This window comes from Massilia sp. X63 (genome assembly GCF_041023745.1).
Taxonomy (GTDB): Bacteria; Pseudomonadota; Gammaproteobacteria; order Burkholderiales; family Burkholderiaceae_D; genus Telluria.
This window is the reverse complement of sequence record NZ_JBFTEF010000009.1, coordinates 108,839-125,152: the sequence shown is the minus strand read 5'-3', so window position 1 is coordinate 125,152 and position 16,314 is coordinate 108,839. Positions and strand designations below refer to the sequence as shown.

Sequence of the window (16,314 nt, the reverse complement as noted above, 5' to 3'; positions counted from 1 at the left end):
CCTGACATCTCGGAATGCTGGTGTCTCTGTTGCTGCACTCCCGGCGCTTACGGGCGCATGGTTGCTGCTTCTTCATCCTTCCGGATTGGTGCCGGTGTCGGCAGACTCTCCAGTCGGGGGCCCGTCTTGGCCAGCTCGATACGCACCTGCTCATAAGCGGCGCGCATCTCAGCTGCGATGCCATCGACGTTGGCGGAGATCTCGGTGGCGCGCAAGGATGCCTGGGCCAGCTGCTCGCTCAACGCCGGGAAGCGGTTGGCCAGGAGCGTGGACATGGTGCCGATGTTGTGGCTCATCGCCTCGACGTTCTCGGCCACCAGGGCGGTGGTTTCGCGCAAGTCGGTGGACTCCAGCACGCGCAGGCACGATTCGAGCGCCCGGCCCACCTCGGTCACCAGGACGCGGCGCTGGCTTTCTTTTTCCAGCGGAAGGGTGTGCTCGGCCACTGCGAGCATGCGCTGTTGCATAAGCTGGCGCGCGCTGCTCATCCTGGACGAGCGCAGCGCCAGGAGGCGATACGACGCCGGCTCAGCGACTTCCGCGCGCACCCGGTTCACTGCCGGCGAGTTCATCTCCATGCACACGCCGACGGCGTCTTCACGCACCTGCTGGCTCAGCATGTCCTGCAGTGCACCCAGGTCGGGTGCGTAATCGTGGGTATCGAAGGCCATTTAGCGCACTCCTGGTGCAGTAGGTTTGTCGGCGGGCGGCTGGTGAGTATCGAGTTCATCCAGGCGGTCGGAAATAGAACGGAAGATCTGCGAGCGCAGGGCATTGCGCGGGCCGTCGTCGCGCTTGAGCTCGTCGACCAGATCCTTTGCCTTTTCAGCTGCAGCGTGCAGCAGCATCAGCTTGGCGCCGACCGGGGTGGCGCTGGCCAACTGCGCGGCCGGCACGAGCACGCCGGCGGTCTTCTGGAGGAATGCCGACTCGCTGAACTTGCCCCCGACGATGAACTCGCTGGCCGCCTTGGCGCCATCGGGCACCAACTTGGATGCCGCCGCCATCGACTGCACGGCGCGCCCGCCCTCGGGCATGTTCCGCAGGAAGGCGCCGTTCGAGCTTTGCAGCCCCGCAGTCAGAACGGCGCGCAGCCGCACCGGGTCGAGCGACGCGATCGACTGGCCCGGCGCGATTACGTCAGCCGCGCGCATCAGGTTTTGGAACACGGTGACGTCGAACTCCCCGCCAGTGGCAGCACGATCTACTCGATCACCGTAGCCGACGCCGATGACGACAGCGGCCAGCGCCACCAGCTCGCCCGTGCGGCTCGTGTGCGCGTTGTCAGCCTGCTCCAACGCTGGCGCGGTACGCCCCGCTTCTGCCGGACGCGCGGCCTCGACCTGCTCGTCGATGCCGCGCGGGCGGGAAGTGGCTGTCCCCTCCCCCAGCAGGCGCTTGTACAGGTTCGCGATCGGGCTCACCGGCGTGCGCACGGTCGGCCGGGCTGGCGCCGCCGCCGGTGCGACGATGCCGGCGCGCAGCGTGGCCTTATGCCGCGCTCGAGCAGCGTCAACCGCATCGACTGCGAGCGATGCCCAGCGGGCCAGCGGGTTCGTCGGCGACAAGATCAGCGAGGCTGCTGGCGCGGCGCCGCTGCAGTGGGGCGTGGCCGTCAACGGCTTGCCACTATGGTGCGATGCCATCAGCATCGCCGCCAGTCGCGGCGCCGACTTGACCGCGAGGCGGGCAAGGACGTTCGGATCAGCGGTAAGGGGGACTGACATTAAGGGCTCCAGATAACGGTGTGTGAATGCTGGCGAGCATCCGTTTTACCGGATCGGCACCGGCGTGGTTGCACATGTCCGTTGTATGTGCATAAAACAGAACAACTACCACTTAAAAAAAAGAGTGACTAATAATCGCCTGCTGGGCCGGCGCAAGGGTGTCAACATGCCAGCCCTGGACGAGGTCGAACCCGATGCGGCGCGCAAACTCCAGAAGCTCTGGCGTCTCGACGCCTTCGGCGACCGTCTTAATGCGAGCGGCGCGCCAGCTCGCGACGGATGCAGCGAGCATGCGGGCGGCCTGGGGCCGGGTGGCGGCGCTGATCAAGAGGCCTCGATCGACCTTGATCACCTCTACACGGTCCAGCGCATATAAGCGCCGGCTGCCGTCCAGGCCCGCGCCGAAATCGTCGATCGCGAAGTGAATGCCGCTCGCAGACAGGCGATTGACCTTGGTGCACACCTGGTCGAACAGATCGCCCTCGGCCACGGCCTCGCTCATCTCGAAGCGCAGGTCATTGAGCATGGCCGCGGCCGTGAATGCGCACTCGGGAAGCGCCAGCAGCGATTCATGAGACAGATTAACGAAGCACGGCTGCTCGATGCCGACTGCGACTTCGCCCAGGTAACGAATGACGCCTTCGTCGACGCGCGCCCAGTCCGCCGGGGTTTCCGGCCGTGAGGCGCCGCGGTACAGGAACTCGTAGCCGTAGACCGAAAAATCGACCGCACTGGCGATAGCCTGCAGTTCAAAACGCACGTCGCATGCTTTCGCCATGCGTCTCGTAGGCCTGGCTCCGGCCCTGGACAGCTGATTCGCCGTAAATCCCATCACGATCAATCTTTCTATTTTGACGCGCTCATCGCCTTTGCGATTCACGCAAAGGTGAGGTCCACCTTCACATCTGGCTTGAATCGAACATCGGCGAGGACGCCCTTGGAATTGGACTTCGGCGCCACGCCCACCAGGCAGATGTCCGAGCCGGCCGGCATCGTTTTCATCCGCATCGGCATGAGCATGCAGCGCAGCAGCGGCAGGCGTTCGAAAATCTCGGGGGCCACCTGCGGGTATGCCAGCATATACGAGGCTGGCTGCGCCCAGTTCACGTCTGCATCGTTGATCTTTCGCACACCGACGAGATCGCGCGCTATTTCCATCCAGATCTCGCCCAGGTCCTGCGCTGCTTCCGCGGACAGGCGGCGCGAAACGATAAAGGGCGTCTTTTCAAGTAGATCTCGCGGCAACTGGCCATACAGAAGACTTTGTGAATCGGATGGCTCTGGGGCGCGATAGGTCAGGTCCACCAGATAGAAAGTCAGCTTACGTTTCGTGAGCGCGCCTTTTTTATCAGCCGCGTCATAGGCGGACGAAAGGAATGGTTGTTTTGATGTCGTGCTACCGTGGAAACCATAGATAAGATCAGGATGAGTACCCTCCAGGCACATCCATTCGGATGTTGGTGTAACGCTAGAGGCATCATTCTCGCCCACAACTGGGGTGGTCAGGCATAGAGACTTAGTCAATGGCTACTCCATGCTCTCTAAGGAATTGTAAAATCTCGCTCATGTCGAAACCCCGTCCGATGGCCATTGCATTCGCGGCTTTCCAGAAAGTAGCACGAGATGTTGCGGGGTCCATCGAAAATACTTTTGAAGAAAGCCTTCTCACCGGCGTTGCGACGGCCTGCTCGGAATTTTCGGCGGCGCGCAGCCACCGATAGCCCGATCCACGATTTTTCCCGAGGAGCTTTGCTAGAAGCGATGCGCATTTTTTGCGCCGCTCCGCAGCATACTCGGGCTCAAAAACAGTAAGCCCGAAAAGAAAGTCGACCAGAGACTGCATATCTGGCGGACGGAAATGAGTTGGAAAGGATGGCTCAAGCAGATACAGGCGAACCAGCATATCCCGCGACTCGTCTACAGGACCTTGCTGATAATCTTTCAAGAAAGTAAGCAGAGCTTGATACGAAGTGAACCCAAGCGCAAACGCAGCGTCCCAATTCGTTAAATGCTCTTTCATCTGCCACGTTGCAACGTCGTATCCAGTCAGCGCCCGCGCTTGGAAGGCCGGGTGCTTCCCCATCGATTTTCCTGCCGCTGGCTCTCTTGCTGCTTTTGCTCGGGCCATTCCATTCCTATTGATAATTTGCAACACGAGCGGTATTGTAACCAACTCGTGTCCAATTTTTTAACCGCCGACGAGATTCTCGCCTGCTTCCATCTCAAATAAGTCGTCGATCACGTTCTCCGCTTCCAGGTCAGCTGCTGTGCGTTGTGCTGTAGCAACGCTACCGAACATACCAACGCTGCTGCGGGCCAATGCTTTAATAGCCCCTACCGGAGCGGATGGGACGGTAACCGCCGGCGCCATCGCCTGCTCAGTCACACCGGATGCTGCTTCAGCGCCCTCCTTGACCAGACCGGCGAACTCCTCCCCTTCCAGCTCCTCGCCGACCAGGATCTCGTCGGACGCTGGCTTATCGAGCACTACGGCCGCCATCACCACTGCTGGTGCGGATTGCTCGGGCATTGGCGTCGCCGTCGCCGCCGGCGCAGGCGGCTCTTCCATCGGCGCCGCCACTGCCACTGGCGCGGCCTTTTCTTCGATCGACATCGCCACGCTACTGATTGCCTTCGCCGCCGCATCGTGCACAGTCGGCAGCGTCTCAGGCAGCTCGCCCAGCTCGCCGTGTGCCGCGTGGCGAACACGCAGCTTCGCGCCCGCCACCTCGGCCGCGCGCAGCGCCGCGTCGAGCAGATCCTTGCCACGGCCGTCGAGCTCGCCCAGCGATTTCGCCTTGCCCAACATCGGCGCCAGGGTCACCGCGATCTGGCGCATCTGCTGCGCGTAGTCCGCCTCGATCTTGTCCCGTACCGCCAGGCGCGCCAGCAGGCGCTGCTCAGGCGATCCGTTACCCATCTGCGCAGCTGCACCTGGCGACTTCGCTGCAGCGCGCAACATGCCCTCGATCGTCGTTGCGCTCAAACCCACGTAATCCTGGTCAGCCGCAAGGGTTTTCATCACACTTTCGACTTCACGCGACACCAGGCGATGCGCATAGCGCGAACGCTCGGCCGATTCCGCCAGCCCGACCAGGTGGGACGCAACTTGCGCCTCCTGCGCGTCGGCTGGAAGCTGGGTCTTGAGGATCTGATCGATTTGACGCATCAGCATCGGTACCACTACGTCGAGGTCGTCCGATTTGCCGGTCACCTCGATGTCGAGCTCCCCATTCGGGTTCTCCGACACTTGCTTGGCGAGGTGGGCGATCTCGGCATCACCATCTTTCCCCAGATTCACGGAACCGAGGGACATCTCATCGTCAGAAGCAAGTGTCGAAGCGGCCGCACGACTGGCCGCAACATCGCCGGCGTCATCGGGATTTTCCTCTGCGCCGGCCTTCGGTCTGAATAATACCCGACCTATCATACGAAATGGCAGCAAAAGCCAGTCAAGCATACGGCGAACAGCCTTGAGGAGACTTTCTAAACCAGCGCGGCCGCTGATTTCCTGTTGCTCACGCAACTGCTGGGCTGACAGCAGCTGCGCGGTTCGAGTTTGAGTGGCGGTAGACATCGTGCTCTCCATTAATTGTTATCGACCAGATTGGTCAATTCTGAAAATAGGATCTCGATGTCGGTTGAGGACGTCTGGGTCTTGTTATTGTCGAGAAGCGACAGACCCTTCGCTACGGCCTTCTCCGTTCGCTGGGCCGCGTCTGCGGCCTGCTCCGGGGTCGATCCAAGGGTCACCTCCAGGCCGACCAGTTCGTCCTTGGTCGCGTCCTTCAGTCCAATCACCTCCGGCCCCATACGTTCGATCAGGGCAGCCTCAACCTTCGTTCGAGATAGTGCTTCCAGCCCCGCGCGCATTTGCTCGGAGCCCTCGGTCGAAAGTGTAGAAGCATCACCCGCCACAGAAGAAGGCGTGGTTGCAATGATTGCCTGGTCGATGGCGCCAGAGGCCTCGCCCAAAACCTCGTCCGCTGGGTCGGTATCCATCACCAGCTGGACGTCGTCCTCCAGGTCGACCAGTCCAGCGTCGAGCTGCACGTCGTCCTCAAGCTGATCGCCGTCGATCACGCCCTGGGCCAAGACTACTGGCGGCTCGCCCTCCTCCGGTGCCGAAACACCCATCTCGTCGCCAAACACGTCTTCTTTCGGCCGGCGGATGATTGGAGGCGAGATCCGCATTATTTCGTCGAACGGGTCGAAGCCGATCAGCGATTCCTCACTGGCCACATCCTCGCCAGCTTTATCGGACGTCGACTCGGCCGCCAGTTCGGCCGTAAGCTCGGCGGACAGGCTCACCGAGTCGAACTCGTCCCCGGCAAATGAACTTGCCGCCTCGAGTTCGGCTGCGACCTGGGCAGCTGGATCAGTGGCGCCGCCTCCGAACATCCCAGCCGATCCTGCTGATGCTGGCACGACAGTTGCGGGCACGGGCGGAGCTACCGCCTGGTCGGTCACGGCCGACGCCACAGCAGCTGGTGGTGCAGTATTGACTGGCGGGCGCTGACTGCCCGCCGCGCCCAGCAGCGACGCGCCGGCGCGCGCGTTGTGTAACGCCTGAATGCCGGCCTGGTACAGCACGATGCCACGCTCCACAGCTGGAGTGTGGGGGTTCATCGTGGCCGCGGCACTCGAGATGCTTTGGATGATGTCGCTGGTCACCTGCTCCGGATAGGCCGGCGCCGTGCCGCTCTCGAGCAGCCCCCGGATCTTTTCCATCACCCACTTGTCCGCATTCGGTGCCAGCTCGACGGTACTGGTGAGCATGCTGGTCTCACCGAGGTCGTGGATCTGCAGGAAACGGTTGATCCGCGGGTACCGCACGCGGGGCACTTCAGGGGACGGGTAAAAGGTACGCATCACGTGCGCCCGCTCGCGGTAGGCGAACGTCGCAAAGCCCGACGCGAGCTCCTCCAGCACCTTCCGGCCGATGCGTGGGCGCTTTTCCATCTTGTAGTTGATGTCACGCCGCACGCCACTGAAAAGCGACTCGGTATTGGTCTCGAAACCGGCAACGACGGCAACCTCGGCTTCACCCAGGGTCTTCTGGGCCAGCTCGTGCGTCTTGTCGGAACCGACGATCTTCATGAAGAACTTGGTCGCCTGGTTCGCCATCATGGCGCCGGCTTCGGCCGCGCGGTCGCCTTCCGTGAGCTTTTCCAAGTCCTGGGCCAAGGCGCAGAGGAAGAAGTTCAGCGAGCGGGCTTGAGCGGCGGTCAGCGCGATGCCTTCCGCGAACTGGTACGCGAATTCGTCGAGGAACAGCGCGAATGGAGTGTCCGACGCGGTAATTTTCGCGTCGACGTTCTGGTGCACGTCGCCCTCGATCGAGGAGCCAAGCGCGCGCGCCATCATGACGCGAAGCAGCGCCAGGTTCAGCTTACCCAGGCTCTCCTGCTCCTGCGCGCCCTTTTCCAGGGACGGGATCAGCGAGATGCAGATGCGGTTGTTGACGACCACGTCCTGCATGTCCACTTCGGGATGCTTGCGCTTGAAGATGTGGCCGTAAGTGTCGATCAGCAGCGACAGCGCCGGGTACACCTGGTCGGCACGGTAGCCGTGCTGGTTGAAGGTTTCGTTGGTCTGGTTGGTCGGCGGCTTCTTCGTCGGCGCCGGAGGCCGGCCGAATGCCTGGTTCAGGGCCGCAGCTTCATCCTCGGCCTCCTCTTTCAGGCAGCCGTGCTTGCGCAGCATGTTCTGGATCTGGAAGCCAGGGAGGCCGACCTCGAGATAGGACTTCACGCCAAGATAAGGCGTTGGCCAGGCCCCGCCGTTCGCCTGCTTCCAACCCTCGACGTAGAGCTCCTCGATTTTGTCCAGCGCCAGGTACTCGCGCATCGTCTCGATCGACAGCGTCAGCTCGCCCAGGTCGCGCTTGTGCGTCAGGGCACGGCAAATACCGCGGAACAGGTTCAGGCCGCGGTCTTGCCATGTCTTCGAGTCGCCCGATGCCTTGACCATGATGTTCGAGGTCATCTGCACCAGGGTATCCGCGTCGGCGGCGGTTGCCGGCTGCAGGCCGTTGGATAGGCGCTCACGGATACTGGCGATCTGGGTTGGCGACAGGCCGCCAAGCAGGTAGTTCACGACCAGGTAGTCGTAGTCGCGCGCGAACATGCGCACCTGGGAATACATGTCCGTCGGCAGTTTGTTGTCGGCCTTCGCATCGGCCACGAAGAAGCCGCTCGCCCAGCACAATACATTGAAGGTCATGCCCTTCAGGAATTCAGAGTTGTGCGTAACTACGTAATCGTCGGTAATGTAAAGGTGGCGTGGATCGTCGAGCATGATGCACTTGGCCACCTTGCGACCGATCTTTTCAACCTGCGTAATCTTGAGCTTGAGCGTGTCACTGTATTGATAGGACTGAACTCGGTCCACCTTACGGCCGAGCCTGAAGAGACTTGCAGGCTCCGGGTGCCGGATATTGACCGTGTAAGCAAGTCGCCCGGTTCGCTTCTCACCTTTGTGTGTGTATGTAGGTCTTTTCGTGGACACTGATGCGATGCCACCCAGGGAGCGGACAAGGTCTTGCACCTGCCTAGCCAAGATCGCGCTTACAGTAGTATAAGAGGCGTTCGCACAGTCTCTGTTAGCAAAGCCATCCGTATCCATCAGCCCCTGTAACAGAGCCTTGCGCTGCTCGATCGAGGCCTCCCGATAGATGTCAGGGATAAATTTTGTCTCGCTCGTCGTCCCCATTAAAGCGAGACCATCTAGGATCGCCTTCACAGGGTTGCGTGCGTAGCTTCCGTCAGGGTGCCGGCCGACGAATGAGTGCTCTGGCTTGGACCGGATCCAGTAGCTGTAAGGACCATCCGATTCGTACTGGACGAGTTCGGTTTCCGCAGGAAGCAGTTCCGCACATGCGTCAAGGATGTCCTGATCAGCACTGGAGATGCGCAAATACTTGTTCATGTTACCGTCGCCGATGAGCAGGCCCAGGAGGTAAGGGTGCAACGGTAGCTCCTGGCGCGGCTTCTCTACCGGCTCGCTCAGCGGCACACAGAAGGTACCCTTGTTGCGCTGCAGGAGCTCCTGCACCTGCTTCGTCGTCAGCGTTCTCGGTTTGGCCTTCCCTGCGCGGGAAACGCCAGGCTTGTACTTGCCGTTCCAATGTTTATGGTGCACTTCCCACAGGTGGTCGCCACAAGCTTCCGTCGTGCGGCCATCTGCGAATGTCACCCTGTAGATGTCCAGCTCGCCCTGCGGGAACACGGCTACAACGGCGGCGCTTCCCCCGGCAGGAGTCGTCACCTGGTCGCCAACTGCGATATCGCCCATCGTTCGCCATCCAGACGGTGTATGCACCTTTGCGTCGAGCGGCTGCGCCTTGCCGCTACCAGTGGTCCCAAGCACAAGCATATGGCGCGTCAGGTCGTCGGCGGACAGGAAGACCTGCTTGCCGCGCTCATACGGGTCGCGCGCGTCGATCAACCCGAAATACATGATCCCGGTCGGTTGCATCGGCTTGTCGGTACCAGGGTGGAGAAGGCCCGGATCGGGAACTTTGCACCATGCTGGGTACCGCATGGGGGCATACTGGGCAGTCTTCTGATACTCGTCCAGGAATGCCAGGAACACGAACAGCATGATCGGGAGAGCGAAGGGGAACACGAGGCAGACCAGGCCCAGGCCGACCATGACCTTGCTGAAATTGCTCGGGTAGACAATCCAGTCCTTCATCAACTGGCCGTTCGTACGGACGTCGACAATGACCCGTTTGGCCGATACCTCCTGGCCGCCTTCGATGGTGGTGTAACGACCGTGCTTCATTTGGGCGCCTCGCATTCTGGCTGTTCATCTTCGACCGTGACCACCACGCTGCCGGCGGCCTGGCGCGCGCCGACATACTCCCCCACCGGCTTGACGACCGGTTCGATCACGCTCGACATCAAGCGCATGTGGTCGACTTCGTGCTGGCTCGCGGCATCCGTCAGCAGCTCGTAGACCCTGGCCGGGTGCGCGCTCACGAAGCGCGTATCGGGCGACTCGTGGGTTTCGACGGCAAGATCGGTCGTCCCGGAGCGCATCCACTGCGCGCCGAAATCGACCAGGTCCTCGACGGTAATCTCACGCCCGCGCTTTTCGCGCAGTACGACGGCCGGCGCCAGCAGCGCCGACCAGACCGTGGCGACGCGGCGCTGGTTGTCGAGCTTGTTCATCTGCGGCACCCCGACACAGAACAGACGAATGATCTCGCTGGCCAGGCCGTCCGGGTCCATCGTGGCCGCAGCCTTGGCAAACTGCTCGCCCACGGAAGTCACGTTGCGCGTGATCTCGCCGGTGCGAAGTGTCTTTGCGCCCTTCTTCGGCTTTTGCTGCATCAGCTCACGCATCGCCCCGTAGCCATGGACGACAGAGTGCTGGTAGGCCAGCTGCAGCTCGTCGCCCAGCTTGTGTCCCTCGGGCGCGCAAAACGCCGGAAGATAGGTCGGACGAATGGCGCGCGCTGTCCGACTGGCGAACCAGCCGGTCACTGCTTTGAATACGGTACCGGTGCTCATTTGGCCAACCAGCTCGCGATCGCTTCGGCCGAGCGCAGGTCGCCGTCGAAGATCTGCCCATCGGGCTTCATCAGGGTCGGCGTCTGCGTCAGGCCGACGCGCGCGAACAAGACGGTATTGCCGTCGGCCGTTGCTGGCCCCGCCTCACACTGCTGTGAGAGGTCCAGGTCTTTCGGCGTCTCGGCCATCAGGTTCGCCCAGCGCGCGGCGCGCTCTTGGGCGGTGCTGGCGCAGCTCGCGTACGACACCAGCGGGCGCGAGCCATTCTTGAACGAGACCGGGATGACAGCCAATCCGACCGTGGCCGGCAGCTTGGCCAGCACCTTCTGGTCGAAATCACGGCAGTTCGGACACAGCGGATCGGACCAGATGATCAGGCCCTTGCCGCCGGCGCCCGGGGCGCGAAGCTCGATCGACGACGCTTTCGACAGCGCTTCCTTGACGCTCATGGGGCTTGCCTGACGATCGACAGCCGCCTGCGCTACCGCGGCCGACGACATCCCGTCCGCCTCTATGGTCGAGAGCACCGGCGCGGTCGTCAACGGCTCTGCAGCGCCAGCGGGCGACGACACACCCACAGGGGCCGTGGCCGGAGCCGAGTTCGGTCCCGAGATATTGACGATTGCGGCATAGCCAATCAGCAGGGTCGCCACCACCGTCGTGCGTCTGTTGAATTGGAGCGAGAGGCCACGCGGCTTGCGGTGCAGGGACGCATCGAGCTCGCTGCGCACCGCTTCGCGCAGTGCACCGGGCCACTCCACCCCGAGCAATGTGATGCGCTCGACGCCTCCCGGCCGCGCCACCGTGCAGACCAGGCCTTGTGCGTCGTTGACCATGCTCATTTCGCGCACGCCCTCGCCGCCCAGGTGCACGAGCCTGGTCTGGATTACGCGGCCGAACAGCCCCAGCGGCAACCATGGGCGTTCGACGTATCGCAGCGTGAGCGCCACCATGCCATCGTGGTATGAAACGGATGCCGCGTACTTACCACGCGTGTCGGGATGCCCCGACATTGTTGCGCTCAACTGCGAGCCTTGGGCGTCTGCCAGCGGCTGGGTCATGTCGGTCATTGCTGCTCCTCTTGTTGCGGGAAAGCGCCCTTCGCGCCGGACATCAGTTTCGTGATCTGCTCGTTCTCGAAATCGCGGCGCGCCACAGCTTCAGCTGCGTCGAACTCGGTTTCGGCGCCTGGAGGCGGAGAATTTTTGTTACCAGGGTTGAGCAGGTCGACCACGTGCTGGCGGAACAGCTCTCCATCCAGTCGCGACTGCTCTTCCGTCATGCGCCCCCACAGGGTCTCAGGGGTCTCACCTGGGTTTGCCGACCGCCAGAAGTCGTATTCGTCCTGCAGGCTCTTGAGCGAGGCCACGACCACAGGCAGGATCGGGATCCTGTTGAGGCGCTGGCACTTCTGCTCGTGCTCCCAGTGCTCATGCGCGCCGGCGCACTCGGCAAACGCCGTGCGTTGCCGCCCCACGCTGTTGAGCGCGGCATACAGGGGATTGGCGTTCGGGCGGAGCCAGCCCACAAATTCGGCGGTTGTAACCTTGCCGGCGCGCTTGCACAGCTTGTACACCTGCATGAGATACGTGACCGAGAAATGGTGCGAGCGCCAGAGATTGTTCAGCAGCGGGTGCGCGCGGTACTTCTGGTACTGTTCGTTGGCCAGGCGCAGGTCCGGAGTCTGGGTCTCGTTCACGGCCGAGTAGTTCAGCTTGTCGAGCAGTTCGCGGTACTCGCGCAGGCCTTCCTTACCATGCACGGCCGCCGGCGCCAGCAGCGCAAAGACCGTTTTCTCCCAGTCGTTCAAGCGGTCCGCGAAAATCATGTCGGAAGGGTCGATCCCAGGGCGGTAGACGCGCGTTCCCAGCTGCGACAGGAGGTAGCGCTCCGCCTTCTCCAGGTCCAGGTCTCCATTTTCCGTGGCCAGCCCGAACTGCTCGACCACCTCATGCGGATGCCACGGCGGGTGAAAGCGCGGGTCTTCATTCTTGTAGAGCTTCTTTGCGATCGGCACGATCGGCGCGATAGGCGAGTGGATCGTTGCCTGGTGGCGCAGCAAGGCGTCAACCGTCAGTCGCCCGCGTAGGCCACCCGCTTCCCTACTGATCGGGTGCTTCCCTGCCGTCCAGGCAAAGCGAAACGCAACGCAAGCCAGCAGGATCGAAGGCACGCGCCATGCATTACTGGTCCACTCGAAGAATTTGCCAGCCGACGGCGGCTGCACCACGTCACGGATGATCTCCATCCGATACGCGTGCACAGCGTCGAACATGTCAAACGGCCAGAGCATGTAGTAGGCCATCTTCGCGGAGCCGTAGAACAGCCCGTTCCCCATGGCGAACCAGCAGATAACGAACAGGGCGATGATCAGCAGCGGGATGACGAAAATCCCTGAGACGTCGGCGTTGGGCGTTTGTGAACTGCGTGCCATCAGAATTTGCCTTTCGTGGTCATCTGTTTGTATGCGCCGTACACCAGGTTGATGTACTTGTTGTGATGCTTGGGCGTGCGCGAGTGGTAGTTGCCGACACCCTTCCAGAGATTTCCGCCGGCGCCGTTGATCTCAGTGCGCAGCGCGAAACCGAGCGCGCGAACCGCCTGGCACATGTCGTTGATCAGGGCCTCGCGGGGGATCTTGTATTTCTCGATCAGGACCTTCGCCCAGCTCTGGGTGTTGAACTGCGACGGCCCCAGGTCGTCTGTGTTGTTGGTATTCCTGGACACGATCCCGGTGCGGCCATTGCTCTCGACCTTGAGGATTGCCAGGATCAGGAGCGGATTGAGCTCGTACGTGCCGGCGCTCGAATGGATACAGTGCGGAGGAATACGCTCCGGGACGGAGACTTCGTACTGCGAGCCCATGTTCGCTATCGCCCGCAACGCGAAGCTCTCGGCCAGGACATCTGGATGGCCAGCCCCGGCCGGTGCGACTGCGACCAGGGCCGGCCGCGCCGGCGGCGGCGGCATGTTCTCGATCACCACCATAGGTCAGTCCAGAAACCAGAAGGCGCGACGCCAGATCCACATGCCGGGCCGTGCGATCAGCTGGCGCAGGCTCCACAGCGCGCGCTCCTGAAGCTGGGTGTAAAGGCAAACCGTTTTGATGCAGCTCGCCGTCAGGTAGAGGGTGGCCGCGCTACCGTAGACGAATGGTCGAAGGCCGAACTTGAACGTCAGGCCGATGGTAATGATCACCGTAAAGATGAGCAGGCAAAGCCTGATAGCATGCGCCTTGACCATCGCGCGCATCTTCTGCTCGATGTCGGCGTCGGAGAACTTGAGTTGCTCGGCCATGAACTCGAATCGCTCGTGCTCTTCGAGATCGAGCACCATCTCGCGACCGATCTGCTCCACCTCGTGCTTCTTGAGCTGGGCCTCGTTCATGTCTTCCGGCCGCAATGTTCTCCCGCGGCGCGCCATGTGGGCGATGCGTTTGATCGAGTCCTTGGTGCTCACCAAGTTGCGCCAGGCCTGGACCGGGAAGACGGCCCACAACACGCCCTTGCCGAATTTACGCGCGGTTTCGCGGATTTTCATTCGTCACCTCCGCCGAACTGGCGCTGATATTGCTGGACGTCTTGAGCGATGCGCCGGATTTTCTCCGGCGCCAGCAGGTTCGACAGCGACACCGCACGCAGCACTCGGGCCAACATCGCCTTCGTGCAGGGCATGTGGTGCAACAGGCCTATGTCCTTCTTCACGATCGTCTTGATGAGCGTGCGCACCTCCTGCGCGTGCAGGTTATCGATCAGGCAGGCGTCGATCACACTGACGGCCAAACTCAACCTGTCGTTCACCTTCGCCACGGCGATGGACTGCACGAGGGCATCGCAAAAATTCAGGATGTTATGGACCTCTTCGTCCGTGCCTCGATATGGTGCTTGATAGATCACCTCGAACTGGCGGCTCGCAAGCAGCGCCAGCACGTGAGCCTCTGTCATGGAGTTGACCACGTTCATGACGGGGTCGGGCCGAACTGGGCCTGCGGCTGCCGCTGGCAGGGAATTTGGGATCATTGAGGAGGCTGTCAGGGCGTTGCCGAAAGGCTCACGATATTTTCTAGGAACAACATTTGTGCTACATTGTAGCGATAATACGTGACAGAATACAAGAATTGCCCGATGGCAATTTGGCGTTTCGCCCCTCTCCCATGACCGCAGCCCTCCATTTTTCAAAGCTAAATGCCCCTGCTGGCGACGACCTGGTGTGTCGCCCGCTCGTAGCTATGGCCGCGCGAGGGTTCGACCGGGAATGCCTGCTGTACATGCAGGACGCTGCCTTGAGATACGCCGCGCAGTCGCTACAAAACAACACGTCAAAGCAGGTTTCGCCGGCGGCGCTGTTGACGCTCGTTGACCTGCAGCTGGGCGGATCGGGACGGGTAACTTCCGAAATATCGCCGGGCCACCTCGCTGCCTACATGAGCACGAAGGCGTTCCTGAGCCAGTTCCGGCAGCGCGATGCCATGTTCGACGTCGACGCGCTGTCGGCTGGCGCCACCCTCGTGCCGGGCGATAGCGCCCTCACTGACTGGTTGGCACATACCCTGACCGGGCTGAAGCGAGACGCGGATCGACTTGCAGCCAAAACGCCGATGTTTGCCTCCGAAATCGCCACCCAGGTGCATCGCGTGACGCAAGACCCCGAGCTCGAGGGGTTGGCCCAGGCAATGCATGCTGCCGCAGCACTTCCCCCACCGACCTCAGACGAAGACCAGGTGCTCGATTGTGAGTTTCCCGCACCTATATCCAGCTGATCCATGACTATCCAGAATTCCAGCTTCGGCTTCATCGACTACCTCATAGACGGGGTTCGGCAGCGCGTCGCCTGCCAGTTCTTCAGGGTGGGCAGCAACATGCTGGCCCGGCTAGTGCCCGATCAGGCCCAGCCAATTACAACGGCGGTATCAACGTCGATGCGCGCTGAAATTCTTGGCGCGTTCTCGGAAGTGCTCGAGCGGTACAAGGAGGAGTGCCGCCAGGTGCTCGCCAGCACCAGGTTCTGGACCGAATGCGCAGCCTTCGGCGGCGCCGCGCTCGCCCTCTTCCAGATCGCCCACCACATGCGCCTTTTCGGCGCCGCTGCTCCAGAAGGGATCGAGGCATGGGCGCGTTTTTGCCAGCGCCTGCGCACGAGTGAGCGGTCGGCCGCGAACGGAATCCGCGAGCTGCTCTCGCCCGGCGCCCAGGCGACGGCCATGCCTACGGTGGCGGGGGCACCATGAGCAACGAACAGGCGATCGCCCAAGACATTGCCGGCGGCGCGCCGCCCAGGGACGAACAACGCTTCCGAAGCATGTGGGGGCAGCTATTTGGCGATGCCGCGGTCCAGGTCTACTTCGTCGACAGCGAACTCAATGCCCGCGTCTACACGCTCGACGGCGATTCCGGGTACAAGGTCACGCACAAAAAGGTCGGCGGCTCGAACCCTGTAGAAGAGCCCGAGGACCAGGCGAATCAACATCTGGCCTTCCCGAAGAAGGCCCGGCGCGGCGAGAAGCACGGCCGCGCGCAGCTGGGTGAGAATGACGTCCGCGCAATCCGCGAGTGGGCCACCGATCTGCGCGCCAGGAAAGAAACTCCCCCGTGGACCGCAAAAGCCAAGGAGCTCAACATCAGCGAGGGCACCCTCCGGGACATTGTCAGTCGACGGACCTGGTCGCATTTGCATTAGCGCCCACGTCTCCGTCCTTCCCTCGCCCCTCCCCTGCAGCCAGTCGAAACAGCACGCGCCTGGCTGCGCAAACCCTTCCCACCCCGATCCCGAACGACACCTCGGCATAGCGCAGCAGCATGTGGCGCGAAATGTCGCCGCGTGGCGTTCGCAGCATCTCCGTAGGAGAGCAGCCCGCCGCCAATTCGCCGCGCAGGCGCTTCATCGAACGACGTAAGCTAAGCAGGTTCGCTATCTCAATGGCGATAACGCGACGGTAGGCGGCAAATGGTTTCTGGATCATCACTTCATTTTCTATATCGTTACGCACGGCCGCGCCGCCGGCGAGCCGGGATGGTGCGCGGGCGAGATCGTCCGTAGAGCACCCCTGCTACCTATTATGACAATGCGAC

At 62.0% G+C, this 16,314-nt stretch carries 17 protein-coding genes; 3 read left to right on the top strand and 14 right to left on the bottom strand.

Annotated features, from left to right (window positions below):
* Window positions 1–47: 47 nt before the first annotated feature.
* The 13 genes from AB3347_RS18090 to AB3347_RS18030 form a co-directional block, all read right to left on the bottom strand.
* Window positions 48–671, bottom strand: a complete 624-nt coding sequence (locus tag AB3347_RS18090; protein WP_027866288.1) for a hypothetical protein — start codon at window positions 669–671, stop codon at window positions 48–50.
* A complete protein-coding gene (locus AB3347_RS18085; RefSeq protein ID WP_027866289.1) occupies window positions 672–1,727 on the bottom strand; it encodes a hypothetical protein in 1,056 nt (351 codons plus the stop codon).
* 112 nt (window positions 1,728–1,839) lie between these two features.
* Complete coding sequence (locus AB3347_RS18080) at window positions 1,840–2,505, bottom strand: EAL domain-containing protein (RefSeq protein ID WP_369093145.1); 666 nt, start codon at window positions 2,503–2,505, stop codon at window positions 1,840–1,842.
* Between the two features lie 98 nt (window positions 2,506–2,603).
* Window positions 2,604–3,251 carry a hypothetical protein gene (locus AB3347_RS18075; protein WP_156923722.1) on the bottom strand — a complete coding sequence of 216 codons (648 nt, stop codon included), beginning with the start codon at window positions 3,249–3,251 and terminating at the stop codon, window positions 2,604–2,606.
* Window positions 3,244–3,855 (bottom strand): hypothetical protein, encoded by a 612-nt coding sequence (locus tag AB3347_RS18070; protein WP_156923724.1) that lies wholly within the window; start codon window positions 3,853–3,855, stop codon window positions 3,244–3,246. The genes AB3347_RS18075 and AB3347_RS18070 overlap by 8 nt, the downstream gene beginning before the upstream one ends.
* A gap of 60 nt (window positions 3,856–3,915) precedes the next feature.
* The gene (locus AB3347_RS18065) at window positions 3,916–5,304 is read right to left on the bottom strand and encodes a hypothetical protein (RefSeq protein ID WP_156923726.1); all 1,389 of its coding nucleotides are present in this window, start codon (window positions 5,302–5,304) and stop codon (window positions 3,916–3,918) included.
* A gap of 11 nt (window positions 5,305–5,315) precedes the next feature.
* Window positions 5,316–9,515 carry an LAGLIDADG family homing endonuclease gene (locus tag AB3347_RS18060; RefSeq protein WP_051306506.1) on the bottom strand — a complete coding sequence of 1,400 codons (4,200 nt, stop codon included), beginning with the start codon at window positions 9,513–9,515 and terminating at the stop codon, window positions 5,316–5,318.
* Window positions 9,512–10,246, bottom strand: a complete 735-nt coding sequence (locus tag AB3347_RS18055) for a hypothetical protein (RefSeq protein ID WP_027866295.1) — start codon at window positions 10,244–10,246, stop codon at window positions 9,512–9,514. The genes AB3347_RS18060 and AB3347_RS18055 overlap by 4 nt, the downstream gene beginning before the upstream one ends.
* Window positions 10,243–11,316, bottom strand: a complete 1,074-nt coding sequence (locus AB3347_RS18050) for a hypothetical protein (RefSeq protein ID WP_027866296.1) — start codon at window positions 11,314–11,316, stop codon at window positions 10,243–10,245. Before AB3347_RS18050 ends, AB3347_RS18055 begins: the two co-directional genes overlap by 4 nt.
* On the bottom strand, window positions 11,313–12,680 hold the full coding sequence (locus tag AB3347_RS18045; RefSeq protein ID WP_027866297.1) for a hypothetical protein: 1,368 nt from the start codon (window positions 12,678–12,680) through the stop codon (window positions 11,313–11,315). Before AB3347_RS18045 ends, AB3347_RS18050 begins: the two co-directional genes overlap by 4 nt.
* Window positions 12,680–13,234 carry a lytic transglycosylase domain-containing protein gene (locus AB3347_RS18040; protein ID WP_051306507.1) on the bottom strand — a complete coding sequence of 185 codons (555 nt, stop codon included), beginning with the start codon at window positions 13,232–13,234 and terminating at the stop codon, window positions 12,680–12,682. Before AB3347_RS18040 ends, AB3347_RS18045 begins: the two co-directional genes overlap by 1 nt.
* A gap of 3 nt (window positions 13,235–13,237) precedes the next feature.
* On the bottom strand, window positions 13,238–13,786 hold the full coding sequence (locus tag AB3347_RS18035; protein WP_027866298.1) for a hypothetical protein: 549 nt from the start codon (window positions 13,784–13,786) through the stop codon (window positions 13,238–13,240).
* Window positions 13,783–14,208, bottom strand: coding sequence for a hypothetical protein (locus AB3347_RS18030; protein ID WP_027866299.1), 426 nt, complete (start codon window positions 14,206–14,208; stop codon window positions 13,783–13,785). The genes AB3347_RS18035 and AB3347_RS18030 overlap by 4 nt, the downstream gene beginning before the upstream one ends.
* A 191-nt stretch (window positions 14,209–14,399) precedes the next feature.
* Here AB3347_RS18030 and AB3347_RS18025 point away from each other — a divergent pair, with 191 nt between their 5' ends.
* The 3 genes from AB3347_RS18025 to AB3347_RS18015 are packed head-to-tail and all read left to right on the top strand — an operon-like array spanning window position 14,400 to window position 15,922.
* Window positions 14,400–15,005, top strand: coding sequence for a hypothetical protein (locus tag AB3347_RS18025; protein ID WP_036214662.1), 606 nt, complete (start codon window positions 14,400–14,402; stop codon window positions 15,003–15,005).
* 3 nt (window positions 15,006–15,008) lie between these two features.
* Window positions 15,009–15,473 (top strand): hypothetical protein, encoded by a 465-nt coding sequence (locus tag AB3347_RS18020; protein ID WP_369093144.1) that lies wholly within the window; start codon window positions 15,009–15,011, stop codon window positions 15,471–15,473.
* Entirely contained in the window at window positions 15,470–15,922 is a 453-nt protein-coding gene (locus AB3347_RS18015; protein ID WP_369093143.1) for a hypothetical protein, read from the top strand. The genes AB3347_RS18020 and AB3347_RS18015 overlap by 4 nt, the downstream gene beginning before the upstream one ends.
* Here the strand turns inward: AB3347_RS18015 and AB3347_RS18010 are convergent.
* The gene (locus tag AB3347_RS18010; protein ID WP_369093142.1) at window positions 15,891–16,205 is read right to left on the bottom strand and encodes a hypothetical protein; all 315 of its coding nucleotides are present in this window, start codon (window positions 16,203–16,205) and stop codon (window positions 15,891–15,893) included. The genes AB3347_RS18015 and AB3347_RS18010 overlap by 32 nt on opposite strands.
* Window positions 16,206–16,314 lie beyond the last annotated feature (109 nt).